The sequence below is a fragment of the Pseudoalteromonas sp. 1_2015MBL_MicDiv genome, assembly GCF_002407505.1.
Lineage (GTDB): Bacteria > Pseudomonadota > Gammaproteobacteria > Enterobacterales > Alteromonadaceae > Pseudoalteromonas > Pseudoalteromonas fuliginea.
The window spans coordinates 3,729,153-3,750,094 of record NZ_CP012737.1; the positions used below are offsets into that span (position 1 = coordinate 3,729,153).

A 20,942-nucleotide genomic window follows, 5' to 3' on the forward strand; every position below is an offset into this window, starting at 1 on the left:
AAAACAGTATTTTATTTAGCCTAACAAAAACACCTGTTATACTGCCCACAATATTGATTAAAAAGGCGTAACGATGGACGTTTCACAATTACTCGATGGCTTAAATGACAAACAACGCGATGCCGTTGCAGCCCCACTACAAAACATGCTGGTGTTAGCAGGTGCTGGGTCTGGTAAAACACGAGTGTTAGTTCATCGTATTGCGTGGCTTATGCAAGTTGAGCAAGCATCTGCTTACAGTATTTTTGCCGTAACCTTTACTAATAAAGCGGCTAAAGAAATGCGCAGCCGCGTTGAAGAAACACTAAAAGCCCCTGTAGGTGGTATGTGGATTGGTACGTTCCATGGTTTGTCGCATCGTATTTTACGTGCTCATCACCGTGAAGCTAACTTACCAGAAGCCTTTCAAATTTTAGACTCTGACGATCAACTTCGGATGATCAAGCGCTTATTAAAATCGATGAATATCGATGATAAAAAATGGCCCGCCAAACAATTTGGCTGGTACATCAGCGCTAAAAAAGATGAAGCACTTCGCCCTAAAGATATTCAAGCATACGATATTAACGAGCAAATGATGCTGCGTGTTTACGCCGCCTATCAAGAAGCCTGTGATAGAGCTGGTTTAGTTGATTTTGCCGAAATATTACTACGCAGCTACGAAGTGTTAAAAAATAACCCTACGTTACTACGTCATTACCAGCAACGCTTTGCACATATGCTCGTAGACGAGTTCCAAGATACAAATACCATTCAATATGCTTGGTTAAAGTTACTTGCAGGCGATACAAGCAGTATCATGATTGTAGGCGACGATGACCAAAGTATTTACGGTTGGCGCGGTGCTAAAATCGAAAATATTAAACGATTTTTAACTGACTTTAGCGCAGAAACCATTCGTCTTGAACAAAACTACCGTTCAACAGCAACTATTTTGAAAGCGTCTAATGCATTAATTCAAAATAACTCAGAGCGTATGGGTAAAAGCTTATGGACCGACGGTAACGATGGCGAGCCAATCTCTATTTATGCGGCATTTAATGAGTTAGACGAAGCACGCTTTGTAAGTAGCAAACTACGAAGCTGGTTAAATGCAGGTAATGCACTACAAGATGCCGCAATTTTATACCGTAGTAACGCGCAATCTCGTGTACTCGAGGAGGCCATGCTGCAAGAAGGCTTAAAATACCGTATTTATGGTGGTATGCGATTCTTCGAACGACAAGAAATTAAAGATGCGTTGTCGTACTTACGCCTAGTAGGTAATCGTCAAGACGATGCCGCATTTGAGCGCGTAATTAATACGCCAGCACGCGGTATTGGCGATAAAACATTGAGCCATATACGCGACTGCGCTCGAGCAGAATCGTTACCGCTTTGGTATGCCGCAAAAGCAATTGTAGAACAACAGCATTTATCTGGTCGTGCTTCTGGCGCAGTAAGTAAGTTTGTAGAACTCGTTGAACAAATAGAAGATAAAATTAGCGATTTAACTTTGCATGAGCAAGCTAAGTACACAATTCAAACCTCAGGCTTGATGGCAATGTACCAAGCCGAAAAAGGTGAAAAAGGCCGTGCTCGCGTAGAAAACTTAGAAGAGCTAATTAGCGCGTGTGATCAGTATGAGCTACCTGAAGACGAAGAGTACAGCTCACCACTACAAGGCTTTTTAGCGCATACATCACTTGAGTCAGGTGAAGGACAAGCAGAAGAACACGAAGACGCCGTACAAATGATGACGCTTCACTCAGCTAAAGGCTTAGAGTTTCCGCTAGTGTTTATGGTAGGCGTAGAAGAAGGCATGTTCCCTTCTCAGCAAAGCAACGAAGAGTCGGGTCGCTTAGAAGAAGAGCGCCGCCTTTGTTATGTAGGCATGACACGAGCAATGGATAAGTTATATATTAGCCATGCTGAGAGTCGCCGTTTATACGGGCAAGAAAAATACCATAGCCCATCTCGCTTTTTACGCGAAATCCCTGAGGACTGCGTAGAAGAAATCCGTATTAAAACACAGGTTTCTCGCCCGCCTGCCGCTGGGCGTTTTAGCGCATCAGTTAGCCATGCCGCATTTGAAGACAGTGGCTTTAACTTAGGACAACGCGTACTGCATGCTAAGTTTGGTATTGGTACCGTACTTAATTACGAAGGCAGTGGCGCACAATCTCGCGTACAAGTTAACTTTGACGACCTTGGTAGTAAATGGTTAGTAACGGCTTATGCACGATTACAAGCGGTATAAAGCACACCTAAATGAGTTAGAGCAACAATTAGCTGGCGCGTATCATCGTCAGCTAGTGTTAATAACTGGCAGCCCAGCTTGGTGTTATGAAATACTTAACTCATTAATAGATGAAAATAATACACTTGTTGTATCAAAGCAGTGCGCGATTAAAAATTCGTACTGGCCTACTCGCACTCACCAAATTTTAGGGCGAGAATTTGCTCATGCTGTTTACAATGGTTTTAGTGGTTTGCACCCTGATAAACTTGCAGCACTTGCCGGCACCGTTAAAGCAGGCGGTATACTGTTTTTATTACTGCCTGAACTAGATGATTTAACTTCTTGGCAAGACCCCTCATTAAGTACGGTGCAATCACACGGTCAGAGCATTAACTACAGCATATTTAATCAGCGTTTCGCGACTATTATTAAACCGTTGCCCGCTTTTCACTTGAGTGAAAAAAATGGCTGTATTAGTAATAACGCTAGCTATGTAATGCATAATAAAATTGATTATGAGCCACAGCAAAACTGCGTTGAAAAAATAGTAAAAGTAGCTAATGGCCGTGCCAATAGGCCTTTACTCATTAATGCTGATAGAGGCAGAGGTAAGTCGGCAGCACTTGGCTTAGCTGCCGCAAAATTGACTGATAAAAAAGTAATTATTTGCAGCACTCAGTTTAAAGCGACCCATAGTAGCTTTAAACATTTAGCCAACGAGCTGAGCCTTCAATACAACGCTGAACATAAACAGCTCGCCAACTTGCACTACGTTGCACCTGATGCGTTATTAAATGCATTACCTGAATGCGATTTACTACTCGTTGATGAAGCTGCAGCAATCCCTGTTCCGTTATTACTACAAATGCTAGCTCATTACCCTCGTATAGTATTTGCAAGCACTCTGGTTGGGTATGAAGGCAATGGTAGGGGTTATACCATTCGCTTCAGTAACTATATTAAAGCACACTATAAAGCCTCTAAAGTTGTAACGCTTGATGAGCCCCTGCGCTTTGCTAAACACGATCCTCTTGAGCAACACATTCGCACACTACTAGCACTCGATGCACAATATATAGAGTTAAGTAGTGATGAATTAGAGCAGCCAGTTCATAGTGAAATAACACAGCAGTCCCTTGGTAATAATGAGCCGTTACTGCAGCAAGTTATTGCCCTGCTTGCATTAGCTCACTATCAAAGTAGTGTCAACGACTTACGCCAGCTACTAGACGCACCATCGCAACGGCTATTTATTAGCAAAATTAATAATCAATTAGTTGGCGTATGCTTAATCGCCATAGAAGGTGGTTTGAGTGAAGAACTTGCCCTACAAGTTATAAGTGGAGAGCGTCGCCCACAGGGGCATTTAATGGCGCAAGCACTCTCACAACTTAGCTTTAATAATGACTGTTTAACACAACTGAGCGCTCGCGTTGTACGAATAGCGATTGATCCAAGCTCTCACAATATAGGACTTGGTAAAAAGCTACTTAGTTATTGCGAGTCGCAGGTAAAAAGCCAATGTAGTTGGCTTGGTGCAAGCTTTGGCGCAACAGAGCAGTTACTTAATTTTTGGCAAAACCTAGGATTTGATACTGTAAAACTGGGATATCAACGCGATAAAAGCACCGCTGAACATTCGGCGCTTGTAGTTAAATGCTTAAGTGACAAAAGTACAATTATTCAACCTTTGAAAAAGCAGTTTAAAAGCGATTTTTTTTATGCTCTTTTAACACACTTTAAAACACTAGATTCGCAACTCGTGAATATTCTAATTGAAGGATTTAGCGACGAGTTAATAAGCCTAGAGACTCACGAGCGACTAGCGCTGCTCACTAAAAGTAACTTCACTCAATTTAGTATCTCTGCAACTCTTTGGCAGTTACTGAGCCAGTCACCTTCTTGTATATCTCAATTAACAGAGTCTGATAAACAACTGTTAATAAAGTTAGTACTTCAAAATGAAAGTAATGAAAAAGTGATTCAACACTTAGGATTATTAGGAAAAAAACAGCTTGAGAATCAATTTAAACGTGCCATAAAAAACCTCACTAGTACCATCTAATAACCTTTAGTTGCCCTATCTCTGTTAAATTTTATCCATCTTTAAGCTATTTATTTAATTTGTTCTATCCTTAAAGCATTAATAGGTAAATTAAGATAAAGGCATGGAATTAATAAACTTTAAAGTGGGCTGCAAAACAATTTCACTAAAGATACTCGACATTTTATTAACTGAGCGCTTTGACAATAATCTAACAACTTTACCAAACAATAATAAAAGCTTTATTGGTGTTAAAGATTATATGGATATACCAACACCTGTTTTTGATTTAGGTATTATTTTAAATAATATCTCAACTGAACAAAGTAATACGCATGTACTAAAGCAACTAAGAATATGGCAAGACAAACTATTAAACTGGTTTAATACCCTTCAAAGTAACGTATTAAATAGCTCGGCTTCTATTTCAAATAATGACGCAGAACTACAAGATTTTGTTTTGTTTTACAAAGAATTCAACACCGACAATGAAGATTTAAAATTAACAATCTCTCGGCTTGACGAGCCTTTCCAATTATTACTAGAGACAGCAAAAGCAGCCATAGCAGCCCATAATCAAAGTGATCATAAACACACATCAGCTCTGCTCGACAAAATTAAACGTAATAGTCTAATTCAGCTTGAGCGTTTATTTGAATCAGCTAAAGAGCAAATAACCTTAGACTATAAACCTATTATTGTTTTCACCACCAAAGACGGATTAAATCCACATGTTGGTTTATTAGTAGATAAAGTCGAAGACAATATCGACTATAAAAAAGAGGACATAAGGCCACTGGATAAGCTCACTGAGGTTGGTTTTGATCTAGACCCACAAACTAAAAATATGATGCGAGGATTAATCAAGCTTTCACAAAAGCACAGTGTGTTAATTGATCCAAGCGTGATATTTAAACCAACCCAAATAGAAGAATCCGAAAGTGAAGAAACCCAAGCTTACGGACTATTTTAAATAGCCTTTAAATTTGGTTATTAACTTTAGTACTGGAATAATGAGCTATTCCGCTCAACTTGTACATTTAGATGAATTGGAGAAGAATCGAGTATGTAATGTTAGTTACTCATATTTCACTTTTCTGCAAACGTAAAAAGCCCGAATCGTTAGATCCGGGCTCGCTACAATGTGAAGTCGGTGCGCTACGCAGTAGAATGCCGTAGTGCCCATAGCGGTGGAGAGCCACGTAGCAAATGCTACACTATCTTTGTGTCGGGGCAGCATTCCGCAGGGATCGCCTTCGAGCTGTTTTGTTTCACTACTGAGTTCGGTATGGGCTCTGGCTACCGCTTTTATTTTCACTTTTCTGCAGACGTAAAAAAGCCCGACTATTTCTAGTCGGGCTCTCTACAATTTGAAGCCTGGTAATGTCCTACTTTCACATAGCAAATGCTACACTATCATCGGCGCTGTTTCGTTTCACTACTGAGTTCGGCATGGAGTCAGGTGGGTCCAAAACGCTATTGTCACCAAGCAAATATGGTGCAAAGAATTAATGACAAGCACGTAGTGCTACCATTTTCTTTGCGCAAGGTGCCTAAACTTTAACGCTACGCGCTAAGAGTCACCTCTTGAATTTGGAAAATATCTGATAATATTTTTTAAGTCTTTCTAAGTAATATCTACTTTAGTTATATTAACTTCTTCGCTTGCTTCACTATCACATAAAACGCGTTTGGCGTTGTATGGTTAAGCCTCACGGGTAATTAGTACAAGTTAGCTTAATGGCTCACACCACTTCCACATCTTGCCTATCAACGTTGTAGTCTTCAACGGCCCTTCAGAGACTTTAAAAGTCTAGTGAGAACTCATCTCGAGGCCTGCTTCGCGCTTAGATGCTTTCAGCGCTTATCAGTTCCGAACGTAGCTACCGGGCAATGCCATTGGCATGACAACCCGAACACCAGCGGTTCGTTCACTCCGGTCCTCTCGTACTAGGAGCAACCCCTCTCAATTCTCAAACGCCCACGGCAGATAGGGACCGAACTGTCTCACGACGTTCTAAACCCAGCTCGCGTACCACTTTAAATGGCGAACAGCCATACCCTTGGGACCGACTTCAGCCCCAGGATGTGATGAGCCGACATCGAGGTGCCAAACACCGCCGTCGATATGAACTCTTGGGCGGTATCAGCCTGTTATCCCCGGAGTACCTTTTATCCGTTGAGCGATGGCCCTCCCATTCAGAACCACCGGATCACTATGACCTACTTTCGTACCTGCTCGACGTGTCTGTCTCGCAGTTAAGCTGGCTTCTACCATTACACTAACCGTACGATGTCCGACCGTACTTAGCCAACCTTCGTGCTCCTCCGTTACTCTTTAGGAGGAGACCGCCCCAGTCAAACTACCCACCAGGCACTGTCCGTAACCCCGATTCAGGGGCCAACGTTAGAACATCAAAACTACAAGGGTGGTATTTCAAGGTTGACTCCACAACAACTAGCGTCGCTGCTTCAAAGTCTCCCACCTATCCTACACATGTAGGTTCAATGTTCAGTGCCAAGCTGTAGTAAAGGTTCACGGGGTCTTTCCGTCTAGCCGCGGGTACACAGCATCTTCACTGCGATTTCAATTTCACTGAGTCTCGGGTGGAGACAGCGTGGCCATGGTTACACCATTCGTGCAGGTCGGAACTTACCCGACAAGGAATTTCGCTACCTTAGGACCGTTATAGTTACGGCCGCCGTTTACCGGGGCTTCGATCAAGAGCTTCTCCCTAAGGATAACCCCATCAATTAACCTTCCGGCACCGGGCAGGTGTCACACCGTATACGTCATCTTGCGATTTTGCACAGTGCTGTGTTTTTAATAAACAGTCCCAGCCACCTGGTCACTGCGGCTCCCGTCCGCTTAGAGAGCAAGTCTCATCACAGATAGGAGCGTACCTTCTCCCGAAGTTACGGTACGATTTTGCCTAGTTCCTTCACCCGAGTTCTCTCAAGCGCCTTAGTATTCTCTACCTGACCACCTGTGTCGGTTTGGGGTACGATTCCATATAATCTGAAGCTTAGAGGCTTTTCCTGGAAGTATGGCATCAGCAACTTCATCACCGTAGTGACTCGTCTCGTGTCTCAGGTTTAGTGTTCGTCCGGATTTACCTAAACAAACGCCCTACTCACTTTCACATAGACTACCAACGCTATGCTTGCTTAGCCTGCTCCGTCCCCCCATCGCAATTATATCGAGTACAGAAATATTAATCTGTTTCCCATCGACTACGCCTTTCGGCCTCGCCTTAGGGGTCGACTTACCCTACCCTGATTAACATGGGATAGGAACCCTTGGTCTTCCGGCGTGGGAGTTTTTCACTCCCATTATCGTTACTCATGTCAGCATTCGCACTTCTGATACGTCCAGCATACCTCCCGGTACACCTTCAACCGCTTACAGAACGCTCCCCTACCACTCAGAATAAATTCTGAATCCGCAGCTTCGGTGCATAGTTTAGCCCCGTTACATCTTCCGCGCAGACCGACTCGACCAGTGAGCTATTACGCTTTCTTTAAAGGATGGCTGCTTCTAAGCCAACCTCCTGGCTGTCTGGGCCTTTCCACATCGTTTCCCACTTAACTATGACTTTGGGACCTTAGCTGGCGGTCTGGGTTGTTTCCCTCTTCACGACGGACGTTAGCACCCGCCGTGTGTCTCCCGGATATTACTTTACGGTATTCGGAGTTTGCAAAGGGTTGGTAAGTCGGGATGACCCCCTAGCCTTAACAGTGCTCTACCCCCGTAAGTATTCGTCCGAGGCTCTACCTAAATAGATTTCGGGGAGAACCAGCTATCTCCCGGTTTGATTAGCCTTTCACTCCTAGCCACAGGTCATCCCCTAACTTTTCAACGTTAGTGGGTTCGGTCCTCCAGTTGATGTTACTCAACCTTCAACCTGCCCATGGCTAGATCACCGGGTTTCGGGTCTATACCTTGCAACTATTCGCCCAGTTAAGACTCGGTTTCCCTACGGCTACCCTATTCGGTTAACCTCGCTACAAAATATAAGTCGCTGACCCATTATACAAAAGGTACGCAGTCACCCAACAAGTGGGCTCCTACTGCTTGTACGTACACGGTTTCAGGTTCTATTTCACTCCCCTCACAGGGGTTCTTTTCGCCTTTCCCTCACGGTACTGGTTCACTATCGGTCAGTTGGGAGTATTTAGCCTTAGATGATGGTCCACCTATATTCAGTCAAAGTTTCACGTGCTCCGACCTACTCGATTTCACTTAAAATGTCTTTTCATGTACGGGACTATCACCCTGTATCGTGGCGCTTTCCAGCAGCCTTCCATTAACACATAATAAGCTTAAGGGCTGTTCCGATTTCGCTCGCCGCTACTTTCGGAATCTCGGTTGATTTCTTTTCCTACGGGTACTTAGATGTTTCAGTTCTCCGCGTTCGCCTCGTTAACCTATGTATTCAGTTAACGATACCTGCAAGCAGGTGGGTTTCCCCATTCGGAAATCCTAGTCTCAAGCGCTTTTTACTAGCTTGACTAGGCTTATCGCAAGTTAATACGTCCTTCATCGCCTCCAACTGCCAAGGCATCCACCGTGTACGCTTAGTCACTTAACCATACAACCCAAACGGGTCTTTGTTTTGTGACAGTTTAACTTCGCCAGAAGTCAATATTGAATACTAAAGTAGATACCAATCAATCAACTCATAAGAGTTAACTAAATGGCACTCAATGGTACTGCTACCATTGTTTTTTTACTTTTGAAAACTCTTGATAAATACAATGTATCTATCAGAATTTTATTATCAGCTTTTCCAAATTTTTAAAGAGCATATTAATTAGTTATCCCAAAGGGACAAGCACTAATTAACAATCATCTGTGTGGACACTACGAACAAATAAGTTCTAAATCGTATAAGGAGGTGATCCAGCCCCAGGTTCCCCTAGGGCTACCTTGTTACGACTTCACCCCAGTCATGAATCACTCCGTGGTAAACGTCCTCCCGAGGGTTAGACTATCTACTTCTGGAGCAACCCACTCCCATGGTGTGACGGGCGGTGTGTACAAGGCCCGGGAACGTATTCACCGCGTCATTCTGATACGCGATTACTAGCGATTCCGACTTCATGGAGTCGAGTTGCAGACTCCAATCCGGACTACGACGCACTTTAAGTGATTCGCTTACCTTCGCAGGTTCGCAGCACTCTGTATGCGCCATTGTAGCACGTGTGTAGCCCTACACGTAAGGGCCATGATGACTTGACGTCGTCCCCACCTTCCTCCGGTTTATCACCGGCAGTCTCCTTAGAGTTCTCAGCATTACCTGCTAGCAACTAAGGATAGGGGTTGCGCTCGTTGCGGGACTTAACCCAACATCTCACAACACGAGCTGACGACAGCCATGCAGCACCTGTATCAGAGTTCCCGAAGGCACCAAACCATCTCTGGTAAGTTCTCTGTATGTCAAGTGTAGGTAAGGTTCTTCGCGTTGCATCGAATTAAACCACATGCTCCACCGCTTGTGCGGGCCCCCGTCAATTCATTTGAGTTTTAACCTTGCGGCCGTACTCCCCAGGCGGTCTACTTAATGCGTTAGCTTTGAAAAACAGAACCGAGGCTCCGAGCTTCTAGTAGACATCGTTTACGGCGTGGACTACCGGGGTATCTAATCCCGTTTGCTCCCCACGCTTTCGTACATGAGCGTCAGTGTTGACCCAGGTGGCTGCCTTCGCCATCGGTATTCCTTCAGATCTCTACGCATTTCACCGCTACACCTGAAATTCTACCACCCTCTATCACACTCTAGTTTGCCAGTTCGAAATGCAGTTCCCAGGTTGAGCCCGGGGCTTTCACATCTCGCTTAACAAACCGCCTGCGTACGCTTTACGCCCAGTAATTCCGATTAACGCTCGCACCCTCCGTATTACCGCGGCTGCTGGCACGGAGTTAGCCGGTGCTTCTTCTGTCAGTAACGTCACAGCTAACGGGTATTAACCGTTAACCTTTCCTCCTGACTGAAAGTGCTTTACAACCCGAAGGCCTTCTTCACACACGCGGCATGGCTGCATCAGGCTTGCGCCCATTGTGCAATATTCCCCACTGCTGCCTCCCGTAGGAGTCTGGGCCGTGTCTCAGTCCCAGTGTGGCTGATCATCCTCTCAAACCAGCTAGGGATCGTCGCCTTGGTGAGCCATTACCTCACCAACTAGCTAATCCCACTTGGGCCAATCTAAAGGCGAGAGCCGAAGCCCCCTTTGGTCCGTAGACATTATGCGGTATTAGCAGTCGTTTCCAACTGTTGTCCCCCACCTCAAGGCATGTTCCCAAGCATTACTCACCCGTCCGCCGCTCGTCAGCAAAGTAGCAAGCTACTCTCTGTTACCGCTCGACTTGCATGTGTTAGGCCTGCCGCCAGCGTTCAATCTGAGCCATGATCAAACTCTTCAATTAAAAAGTTTTATGTCTTTCGACAGCTCAATGAATTCTGAATTTATTTTAATATCTTTCGATATTGAATTGACTGTGCCGAATAATTACCGAAATAACTATTCTGTTGGTCACTCAGCTTTCAATTGAGACTCTAATTTTTTTGCCTCGTTACTTGCTCAATAAAGAACGAAGTAGCTTGGCTGTTAGAACTCAATCTGTACGAGTGCCCACACAGATGATTGCTTTATATTGTTAAAGAACGTTTTGAGTCGCTTTAGCGTCTCAAGGGATGCGAATAATACACCCTTTATTTTTCGAGTCAACACTTAGTTTTAAACTTTCTTTTTAGAAGATTCAAAACCGAAGTTTTATTTAACTCTCTGAGCAGTTCGTGCTTTGCTATGCTTCAGCGTTTCCCGTCTCAGTGGGGTCGCATTATAGGGAGATCCGAAAACAGATCAACCCTTTTTTGAAGAAAACTTGAAATAATATGCTGTTCGCACATATTTGCATCGAAATGGTTACTTTAAACACTAAAAAGGCCCTGATGGGCCTTTTTAATTAGTTTACTATGAACTTCCACCCAAGTTTACCTTGTTGTTTAGACTCTTGTTGTAGCTCGCTGGCCATTAATGGATGATCCTTTAACCAGTTTCTTTCGAACTTAAGGTCTAACACTTCATTTTTAGCAGTTAACTCAAAATGAGGCACTACATCATCTTGTCTACGCATTGATAAAATAACCGCAATACGTAATAGCCTAACAATGTATTGTGCCAATAAACTATTTATACCGAGAGAGTTAAAGCAGTCTTTTGGAAAGTCAGAACGATGTGCATCTGCTACCGCTACTATTAATTTATGCTCAGACTGTGAAAAACCTGGCATATCGGTATTTTCCAAAATATAAGCAGTGTGTTTATGGTACTGCTTATACTCAATTAGCAATCCAACCTCATGAAGCTGTGCTACTGCTTTTAATAATGGTAGCCCATTTAAACTTTCAATTGGCCAATCTTTATTAATATTTGCAGCTAACTGCACAGCTAAACCTGAAACTCGACACGCTTGTTTTTGATCAACATGATAACGACTCATAAACCCATCAACTGTGCGTTTACGAATATTGTTATTATGAAGCTCTGGCACCATACTATATAAAACACCTTCACGCAGAGCTCCACCCGCTAATCCCATGCTCTCTATTTCAAGAGATTCAAATAACGCAATTAAGATAGCGAGTCCGGATACAAATACCAAGCGGCGGTCTTCACTTAGCCCTGGAAGGTCTAATGCGGCTATAGTGCTAAATGCAATGGCTTGATTTTTTATCGTGTTAAGCTTTTCAAGCGTAAGTAAGTCGTCAAGATTTTGCGCGACCATTATTTCTTGAATTGCTTGGACTGTACCAGAAGCACCTGAAGCAACTTTCCAACTAGCGGCTTTATATTCGGGAGATATTTCGTCAATGACAGTGCGAGCTGCTTTTATTGCCGTATTAAAGTTACTATCACTTAATTGGCAATCTTTAAAGTAGCGTTCAAGATAGGTTACACACCCCATATTGAGGCTTTTATAGTGCAGGGCTTCAAAACCTTTGCCGATAACAACCTCGGTACTAGCACCACCGATATCAATAACAAGCTGTTTGCCCGTGCATGATGAAGTATGAGCAACACCTTTATAAATTGTGCGCGCTTCTACTTCTCCGCTAATTACATTGATATTATGACCAAGAATTTTTTCGGCTTTAATTTTGAAAACATCAGCATTCGTTGCTAAACGCAGTGTTGCAGTTGCAACTATGGTGATATTTTTTTTGGGGATATCCTGTAAGCGCTCAGCAAAAAGAGCAAGGCATTCCCAGCCTCGCTGCATTGCTTCAGAACTCAATACATTTTTTGTATCAAGTCCTGCGGCTAATCTAACTTTTCGTTTAACGCGGCCTATTGTTTGTAGGCCACCAGCGATTGATTTAACAATAAGCATATGAAAGCTATTTGAGCCTAAATCAATAACTGCATAAACATTTTTTTGCGGTTTAAGTTGCCCCACCGTTCAAAAACCTCTAGTTACTACTGCTTATACAAACGATCGCTTACGACCGTCCTTTTTGGTAACTATTATTTGGGCGACGTCCGCTGTTATTACTACGGCTACGTGGACCTGTTGAATAGTTGCGCTTTCTTTGAATAATAGGCTGAGTTAAATCATCTAGCAATGCAGTTTTATCGTAATGCGATAAAGGAATGCTGTGCTCTATATATTCTTCAATTTCATGCAGGTTATATGCATATTGCTCACACGCAAAGCTAATTGCATGGCCTGATGCACCAGCGCGGCCAGTACGACCAATACGATGAACATAATCTTCACAATCGTCCGGTAAATCAAAGTTAAATACATGACTTACTTCTGGAATATGAAGACCGCGTGCTGCAACATCAGTTGCTACTAAAAAGTCCAATTCACCTTTACTAAATTGCGCTAATATAGTTTGGCGTTTTTTCTGATTAACATCACCAGTAAGCATGCCCACACGATGACCGTCTGACTTAAGCCAAGCATAAACGGTTTCACAACTGTGTTTTGTATTTGCAAATACAATTGCCTTTTCCGGCCATTCTTCTTCAATTAAGGTTAATAACAGCTTAATTTTATCTTCTTGCGAAGGATGAAATAGCTCTTCTTGGATGCGTTTACCCGTTTTAACATCAGGTTCAATTTGAACATGTTCTGGGTTTGTCATGTGCTCAAACGCTAATTCTTGTACGCGATACGATAGTGTGGCAGAGAATAATAAGTTTAAACGCTTTGATGTATCCGGCATACGATGAAACATATAACGAATATCTTTTATGAAACCTAAATCGAACATACGATCAGCTTCGTCAAGCACGACAACCTCAATTTCATTAAGGGTGTAACAGCCTTGCTTATACAGATCAATTAGGCGACCTGTAGTACCAATTAAAATATCAACGCCTTTTTCTAGTTGTGCACGTTGTTTTTCGTAATCTTCGCCACCATATACTAAACCTAAGTTAAGATTACAGTGCGGCGCTAAAATTTTAGCATCTTTGTGTATCTGAATCGCAAGCTCCCGAGTAGGGGCCATGATCAGGGCTCTTGGATGTTTACTAGGTGCTTTGCTAGATTGTAATAACCGATGGCACGTGGCAGTTAAAAATGCCAACGTTTTGCCTGTACCAGTTTGAGCTTGGCCCGCGATATCGCGTCCATCACAAATAAAAGGTAGGCATTTTGCTTGAATAGGTGTGCAATATTCAAACCCATTCTCGGTTAAACCGGCAACCACTTCCGGTGCGATAGCAAAGTCTGAAAACTTTTTATCGGTTAAATGTGTCTTAGTCATAGCGTTTAAGCATAACGTTTAAACTTGCAATAAGAAACAAGAGTGTTTAAATACGCACTAAATATTTCGCCTAACTAAATCGGAGAGCGCAATGAGCGAGAAAATAATCCAAATTACTGACGATAGCTTTGAAGCTGACGTATTACAATCTGACAAACCAGTACTAGTAGATTTCTGGGCTGAATGGTGTGGACCTTGTAAGATGATCGCCCCTATTCTTCACGAAGTTGCTGATGAATACGACAGCCGTGTAACTGTTGCTAAATTAAATATCGACCAAAATGCGGGCACACCGCCAAAATTTGGTATTCGTGGTATCCCTACTTTGCTTCTTTTTAAAGACGGCCAAGTTGCAGCAACGAAAGTAGGTGCCCTTTCAAAAACTCAGCTTATCGAGTTTTTAGAAAACAACATCTAACTGTAAGCTAGAACTATAAAAAAGGGCTTTTTGCCCTTTTTTGAATTTATTTTGTATAAAGACTGGACGCTTCGCCAGTGAACTGCTAGTTTATAAAGCCAACTAATCCTTAGTTATATTCAACAAACCTCACTCAACGATCAAAGCGATTTTGAGTATGACAACTGTAATAAAGAACCCACCAATATGCATTTACGCGAATTAAAAGACAAGTCTATAAAAGAACTTGTAAACCAAGCTGAGTCCATGGGGCTCGAAAACGTAGCCCGTTTAAGAAAGCAGGACATTATTTTTGCTATTCTTAAATCACATGCCAAAGGCGGAGAAAACATCTTCGGCGGCGGTGTATTAGAGATTTTACAAGATGGTTTCGGCTTTTTAAGATCATCAGAAGCCTCTTACTTAGCTGGGCCAGATGACATTTATGTTTCACCTAGCCAAATTCGCCGCTTCAGCATGCGTACTGGCGATTCAATCTCAGGTCTTATCCGTCCACCGAAAGACGGTGAACGCTACTTTGCTTTACTTAAAGTAAATGAAGTTAACTTTGATAAACCTGAAAACTCTCGTACTAAAATTCTTTTCGAAAATCTGACTCCGTTACATGCTAACGAACGTTTTCGTATGGAACGCGGTAACGGCAGTAAAGAAGATATTACAGCCCGTGTACTTGATTTAGCATCGCCAATTGGCCGCGGTCAACGTGGTTTGTTAGTGGCTCCGCCAAAAGCGGGTAAAACAATGCTACTACAAAATATCGCGCAATCGATTACACACAATCATCCAGATGCAACGCTTATGGTATTGTTAATTGATGAGCGTCCGGAAGAAGTAACAGAAATGCAGCGCTTAGTTAAAGGCGAAGTTATTGCCTCTACATTCGATGAACCCGCTTCTCGTCACGTACAAGTTGCCGAAATGGTTATCGAAAAAGCAAAACGTTTAGTTGAGCATAAAAAAGATGTTGTTATCTTATTAGATTCAATCACTCGTTTAGCACGTGCTTATAACACCGTTATTCCTTCATCAGGAAAAGTACTTACTGGTGGTGTTGATGCTAACGCACTTCATAAACCTAAGCGTTTCTTTGGTGCTGCACGTAACGTTGAGGAAGGCGGTAGCTTAACAATCATAGCTACAGCGCTTATCGACACTGGCTCTAAAATGGATGAAGTTATCTACGAAGAGTTTAAAGGTACTGGTAACATGGAACTGCACCTTAACCGTAAAATTGCGGAAAGACGTGTATTCCCTGCTATCGACTTTAACCGCTCAGGTACTCGTCGCGAAGAATTACTAACTAAGCCAGATGAGCTACAGAAGCTTTGGATTTTACGTAAAATTGTTCATGACATGTCAGAAATTGATGCGATGGAATTTTTAATCGATAAACTGTCAATGAGCAAAACCAACGATGAGTTCTTTGATTCGATGAGACGTCAATAAGAAGCGTCCAAACTCAAAATAAAAAGCGCCTTTTGGCGCTTTTTTAATACCATAAATAACAATTTGACTTATGTGTTAACCTTCATGTATTTTCGAAGAATAGCTTGCAGGTTAAACACTAACTCTTTGATATGTTGCTTATTCCTATTATCTTTTTTTTGTAATAAAGCTCTGTCTAGATCTTTAGCTGCTTGCGCTATTTCATCCAGCCCAAACATTTGCGCTGCACCTAAAATACGATGACTATCTTTTTGTAATGCTTCAAAATCTTCACATATAAAGTGCTGTGTTATAGTCTCATTTTCTAAAGTAAAACTCTGCTTAAAACTAATAACCAAGTCACTCATATCAATATCACTTTGTTCAACTTGTTGTGGCGTTTTAGTGTAACCAAGATACTGAGTTAACGTTTTATAAAATAATTCTTTATCGATAGGTTTGGCTAGATATCCGCTGAACCCTAGTGTTAAATAATCATCCACCTCATGGCTCATTGCATTCGCAGTTAAAGCAAAAATAGGACGTTGAAAACCGCATTGTTGTAATAATTGAAAGGCAGCTCGTCCATCCATCACTGGCATTTGTATATCGAGTAAGACTATATCTGGATCTTCTTGCAAGCATTGTTCAACGGCTTGCTCACCATTTTCAACTGCAATAACTTCGAGTCCTATTGAGCGTAAATAACGACTTATTAGCCTTCGATTATCAGGGTGATCTTCAGCAAGTAAAACCCTCCCACTTAACTGCTTGTCTTTTAAAACTGGAGCTTGTAATTCGGCAAGACCCTGCTCTTTCGAAACTTTTACACACGGTAAAAAGAATGAAAACTGACTGCCTTTCTTATATTCGCTTTGCACACTAATATAACCTCCCATCATAGAGGCTAATTGCTGCGACAAACTCAAACCTAAACCCGTACCACCAAATCGGCGACTAATACTGTTATCAGCTTGGCTAAAGCACTCGAAAATCAGTTTTAATTGTGTTGAGTTCATACCGATTCCGGTGTCTTTAATGACCAATACGACTCCTTGTTCTGTCTTATTTAGAACAATCACTACTTGGCCTGAATGGGTAAACTTGATCGCATTAGCACATAAATTAATGAGTATTTGTTTAACACGAATTAAATCTAATTTTGTGTAAAACTCATCACCAATTTGATTATCTAACACTAAACGTAGGTTTTTTGCTGTCGCTTGAGTGATAAACATAGCGTGTACATCATTTATTAATTGCACAATATCAAAACAAGAAATACTGAGCTCTAATCTGTTTGCTTCTATTTTACTTAAATCGAGCACATCATTAATTAAACTCTTTAAATGATCACTATGGCGTTGAATTATCTCTAATTCATCTTGAAGTTGCTCAGGTTCATACAGTCCGTTAATTAAATCATCAGTTTGGCCTAAAATTGCGGTCAGAGGAGTGCGAATTTCATGACTAATATTTGCTAAAAACTGACTTTTTACATCATTAGCTTCTCTTAATTCTTGCGCCACTGCTTGCAATTCAGCTGTACGCTGCTCAACCTGCTCAGCTAGGTGATGTTTCGCCCGCTTTTCTGCACCACGCCGATACAGTGCCACACCAGTCACAACAACCAAGAATAACAATACAAAAACAAACAAAGTGAGCTGAGAGCGCTGAGCCATTTTTAATTCTTGTACTTTGCGATCTTGCTTAAGTTGCTTTATTTCTTGGTTTAATTGAGTTGCTTTGAATTGATCCTGCAATGCAGCCAATGCATTAATAATACTATCGCTTCTCAATAGTCTTAGTTCACCTATAAACTTTTCGTGAAGGATCATTGCACTAGAGTAATTACCTTGGCTTGCTTCAAGTAATGACTTGGTGCCTAAACCATTTCGGATCATCCGCTCACTTTTATACTCGTGGGCAAGCGCTGTTGAACGCTCCAAGCTCACTTTAGCTTTATCGAGTTCCCCTTTTACAAATTGCACCTTTCCCAAAGCATATAGCGCATTAAGCTCCAAACTTTGATTTGAAATTTTAAGTGCAAATTTCTCACCTAATCTTGCTTGTTCATAGGCAACATCCACTTTATTTAAAATTAAGTTAATATTTGCTAAATTGGTGTACTGAGTTGATAAGTGGTTATAGTCATTAACAGATAAATAATAATGCAGTGCTAACTCGTAGTAATGTAGTGCTAAGTCGAATTGATTACTTTCAAAAGAAGCCACACCCATATTGTTATATACTTGGGCAATACCACTTTGATCTCCTAGCTTTTGGTAAACTTGAAGAACATCTTTATAGATAGCGAATGCACTGTCATATCGCGATAACCGCACATAAACTCCAGCGATATTAAGCAAAATATCAGCCTTATCCTGATCGCTACCTTCAGTTTCATAGAGGCTTTGTACTTTTAAATAATAATCAAGAGTGAGCTTTAAATTATGCATATCAAAATAGGCTAAACCTATATTATTTAATATATTAGCTTGTTCAAGCTTTTCATTGTTATTTTCAGCAATAACCAATGCACGACTATATTCAACAATAGCCTGCTGAAATAAGCCTTGATAAAACAGTATCACCCCTTGCATTTTTATTGCGCGAAAATTTTCTGTAGGTAAAAATGAGAGGGATGTTTCTTTTTCGAGTAGTTTAAAATAGTGTAATGCATCAGGATATTGGCCGTTAGAAAATGCTAAGTTACCCAACTCTGAATACACTAAAGCACGATCTTTAGCGGTGGTTGCCTGCATTTCCAGCAATGTATTACCAGATTGAAGCTTTGCACTCCATTGCTGTTGTTGTTTAAACTCATCAAGTAACAAAGTAGCATTTTGTGCACAGCTCGGTGGAGCTAGCGCACTACATACAATGAATAAAAGGCACTTAAACTTGCCTCGCATAATTTTAATCCTTCAGATTGTTACTTATAACAATGTAATCTTTATCGAAGATACACCAATTACTAGGGCGTAAACAATGCTTAACCCACTGATTGACCAGATATTTGATTTAATATTAACAAAGCAAGTTTGGCAAGTTCATATTCTAGCATCAGAACTTATAAATAGTGGTGCAATTAAATCACTTGATAAAAATCCTGATCGTGATTTATTTAAGCGCAACTTTCTCATCATGAATGCACTGTATCAACTTCAAACTCAGCTTCATCCACAAACATTGTTAGTTTCAGCTTTGCATATAGAACTTTTAGAAAAAGAGTGTGAGTACCCACTAACAATTAAAACAAATTTGAAGGACTATTATCTAAACTGGGAAAATTACGACGCCTCAGCACAAGAAGTAGATGCACTCTTGACTAGTTTTTGGGAGAGGGTAAAACATGCAGATACAACAGTAACGTTAACAAAAGAAAATTATGATGAGCTCACTGCTAAATGGGAACTGCCAACTAACTTTACCCTTAAAGAGCTACAAAAACGCTGGCGGCAACAAGCTCTCAAAAATCATCCCGACAAGCCTAGCGGCTGCGAAATAAAATTTAAAAAAGTAAAAGGAGAATACGAGCAACTAAAAGCAGCTGCTCGTTAGTACATTCATTCAAATATAAATTAACGAGTAAGGCGACGAGCGCGTATTTTACGCCCCTTAATGTTGCCTTCAGTTAATTTACGAAGTGCTGGTTTTGATGAATTACGTTCAACTGCAACAAATGCTACGTTATCAAGTACGTTAATTTTACCTACTTGACGACCTGCAACCCCATCCTTACCTGTTAGAGCACCAAGAATATCGCCTGCACGTACTTTTTGCTTTTTACCTGAATCAATCATCAAAGTAACCATTTCAGGGCGGTACGGCGGTTTATCTAATAAATTAAACGGCGGCATTTGCTCTGGAGTAATATCACGCTCGTAATGATCGCCAATTTGTGCAATTTTAAACGCTTCTGCTTCACCGTAAATAGAACAAGCAATGCCCTTTTTACCAGCACGCCCAGTTCGGCCAACACGGTGAACATGTGTTTGCGTGTCGTGTGCTAAATGGTAGTTAATAACCATGTCCATATCATCAATATCTAAACCACGCGCTGCAACATCGGTGGCAACAAGTATTGAAGCACTTTTATTTGCAAAGTGAATGAGCGTACGTTCACGATCGCGTTGTTCTAAATCACCGTGCAATGCAACAGCGCTGAAGCCTTCGTCAGCTAAATCATCACACACTTGTTGTGTTTCTACTTTAGTATTACAAAATACAACACAGCTTTGTGGCGTAAATTTAAGTAGCAATAATTTAAGCGTTGGGTAGCGCTGCTTGTTATTATCCATTTTGTAGAAGTACTGCTTAATTGTACTTTTGGCCTGCTCTTCTTCTACTTTAACCATTTCTGGATTTTTAAGTACACGCTTAGCAATTGCTTCAATAGCTCTTGGGAATGTTGCACTAAATAACAATGTTTGACGATTTTGTGGAATACGTTCAATAATTGCATCAAGTGTATCTTGAAAACCCATATCAAGCATTTGATCGGCTTCATCAAGTACCAATGTTTCAACATCATCTAAACGTAGAGTACCTTTACGGATATGATCATCAACACGCCCAGGTGTGCCAACAATAATATGCGCGCCATGTTCAAGTGAACCTATTTGCGGGCCAATTGAAACACCACCACATAACGTCAATATTTTAATGTTATGAATGCCGCGCGCTAATTTACGCATTTCAACTGCAACTTGCTCAGCAAGCTCACGAGTAGGACACAACACTAAAGATTGAATACGAAAACGTTTTACGTTTAGTTTAGCTAACACACCCAAGCTAAACGCAGCAGTTTTACCTGAACCGGTTTTTGCCTGAGCAATGATGTCTTTACCAGCAAGTACAGGCGGCAAACTTTGCGCTTGCACAGGTGTCATGTGGGCATAGCCAAGTGTTGATAAATTATCAACGAGTCCAGCCGGTAAAGCCAAAGATGAAAAAGCAGTTGAAGTCACAGTAAGTTCCATAGCAATAAAATAACATGGGAGAAAGTCCCACTAAATATGCTGCTAATAATAGCAGAATTCGTAATTG

At 41.5% G+C, this 20,942-nt stretch carries 10 protein-coding genes and 3 rRNA genes; 6 read left to right on the forward strand and 7 right to left on the reverse strand.

Annotated elements, in window-relative coordinates:
* Positions 1-73: 73 nt before the first annotated feature.
* The 3 genes from uvrD (at position 74) to AOR04_RS16745 (ending at position 5,238) form a co-directional block, all read left to right on the forward strand.
* On the forward strand, positions 74-2,239 hold the full coding sequence (gene uvrD, locus AOR04_RS16735) for a DNA helicase II (protein WP_002963007.1): 2,166 nt from the start codon (positions 74-76) through the stop codon (positions 2,237-2,239).
* Positions 2,217-4,286 carry a GNAT family N-acetyltransferase gene (locus AOR04_RS16740; RefSeq protein ID WP_096793949.1) on the forward strand — a complete coding sequence of 690 codons (2,070 nt, stop codon included), beginning with the start codon at positions 2,217-2,219 and terminating at the stop codon, positions 4,284-4,286. The genes uvrD and AOR04_RS16740 overlap by 23 nt, the downstream gene beginning before the upstream one ends.
* Before the next feature lie 103 nt (positions 4,287-4,389).
* Positions 4,390-5,238 carry a chemotaxis protein gene (locus tag AOR04_RS16745; RefSeq protein ID WP_096793950.1) on the forward strand — a complete coding sequence of 283 codons (849 nt, stop codon included), beginning with the start codon at positions 4,390-4,392 and terminating at the stop codon, positions 5,236-5,238.
* A gap of 402 nt (positions 5,239-5,640) precedes the next feature.
* Here AOR04_RS16745 and rrf read toward each other — a convergent pair.
* The 5 genes from rrf to rhlB all read right to left on the reverse strand — a co-directional run bounded on the left by rrf (position 5,641) and on the right by rhlB (position 14,047).
* Positions 5,641-5,755, reverse strand: a 5S ribosomal RNA gene (gene rrf, locus AOR04_RS16750).
* A gap of 211 nt (positions 5,756-5,966) precedes the next feature.
* A 23S ribosomal RNA gene (locus tag AOR04_RS16755) occupies positions 5,967-8,857 on the reverse strand.
* A 299-nt stretch (positions 8,858-9,156) separates the two neighbouring features.
* Positions 9,157-10,692, reverse strand: a 16S ribosomal RNA gene (locus AOR04_RS16760).
* The 16S, 23S and 5S rRNA genes sit together here, the layout of an rRNA operon.
* 540 nt (positions 10,693-11,232) lie before the next feature.
* Positions 11,233-12,726 (reverse strand): guanosine-5'-triphosphate,3'-diphosphate diphosphatase, encoded by a 1,494-nt coding sequence (gene gppA / locus AOR04_RS16765; RefSeq protein WP_007377357.1) that lies wholly within the window; start codon positions 12,724-12,726, stop codon positions 11,233-11,235.
* A gap of 43 nt (positions 12,727-12,769) precedes the next feature.
* Entirely contained in the window at positions 12,770-14,047 is a 1,278-nt protein-coding gene (gene rhlB, locus AOR04_RS16770; protein WP_007377356.1) for an ATP-dependent RNA helicase RhlB, read from the reverse strand.
* Between the two features lie 91 nt (positions 14,048-14,138).
* Here rhlB and trxA point away from each other — a divergent pair, with 91 nt between their 5' ends.
* Complete coding sequence (gene trxA, locus AOR04_RS16775) at positions 14,139-14,465, forward strand: thioredoxin TrxA (RefSeq protein WP_002960942.1); 327 nt, start codon at positions 14,139-14,141, stop codon at positions 14,463-14,465.
* A 186-nt stretch (positions 14,466-14,651) separates the two neighbouring features.
* Positions 14,652-15,911: a transcription termination factor Rho gene (gene rho / locus AOR04_RS16780; RefSeq protein WP_007377355.1), complete on the forward strand. Its 1,260-nt coding sequence runs from the start codon at positions 14,652-14,654 to the stop codon at positions 15,909-15,911.
* Positions 15,912-15,979: 68 nt separating this feature from the next.
* Here the strand turns inward: rho and AOR04_RS16785 are convergent, their stop codons facing one another.
* A complete protein-coding gene (locus AOR04_RS16785) occupies positions 15,980-18,805 on the reverse strand; it encodes a tetratricopeptide repeat-containing hybrid sensor histidine kinase/response regulator (RefSeq protein ID WP_096793951.1) in 2,826 nt (941 codons plus the stop codon).
* Positions 18,806-18,881: 76 nt separating this feature from the next.
* Here AOR04_RS16785 and AOR04_RS16790 point away from each other — a divergent pair, with 76 nt between their 5' ends.
* Positions 18,882-19,454, forward strand: coding sequence for a DNA-J related domain-containing protein (locus AOR04_RS16790; RefSeq protein ID WP_033028913.1), 573 nt, complete (start codon positions 18,882-18,884; stop codon positions 19,452-19,454).
* Positions 19,455-19,474: 20 nt separating this feature from the next.
* Here the strand turns inward: AOR04_RS16790 and dbpA are convergent, their stop codons facing one another.
* Positions 19,475-20,863, reverse strand: a complete 1,389-nt coding sequence (gene dbpA, locus AOR04_RS16795; RefSeq protein WP_007377352.1) for an ATP-dependent RNA helicase DbpA — start codon at positions 20,861-20,863, stop codon at positions 19,475-19,477.
* Positions 20,864-20,942: the final 79 nt, after the last annotated feature.

Bases quoted from the DNA above. Each gene is read 5' to 3' on its own strand.
- AOR04_RS16785 (WP_096793951.1), bottom strand. From the start codon at position 18,805: ATGCGAGGCAAGTTTAAGTGCCTTTTATTCATTGTATGTAGTGCGCTA.
- AOR04_RS16740 (WP_096793949.1), top strand. From the start codon at position 2,217: ATGCACGATTACAAGCGGTATAAAGCACACCTAAATGAGTTAGAGCAA.
- rho (WP_007377355.1), top strand. From the start codon at position 14,652: ATGCATTTACGCGAATTAAAAGACAAGTCTATAAAAGAACTTGTAAAC.
- rhlB (WP_007377356.1), bottom strand. From the start codon at position 14,047: ATGACTAAGACACATTTAACCGATAAAAAGTTTTCAGACTTTGCTATC.
- trxA (WP_002960942.1), top strand. From the start codon at position 14,139: ATGAGCGAGAAAATAATCCAAATTACTGACGATAGCTTTGAAGCTGAC.
- uvrD (WP_002963007.1), top strand. From the start codon at position 74: ATGGACGTTTCACAATTACTCGATGGCTTAAATGACAAACAACGCGAT.
- AOR04_RS16745 (WP_096793950.1), top strand. From the start codon at position 4,390: ATGGAATTAATAAACTTTAAAGTGGGCTGCAAAACAATTTCACTAAAG.
- AOR04_RS16790 (WP_033028913.1), top strand. From the start codon at position 18,882: ATGCTTAACCCACTGATTGACCAGATATTTGATTTAATATTAACAAAG.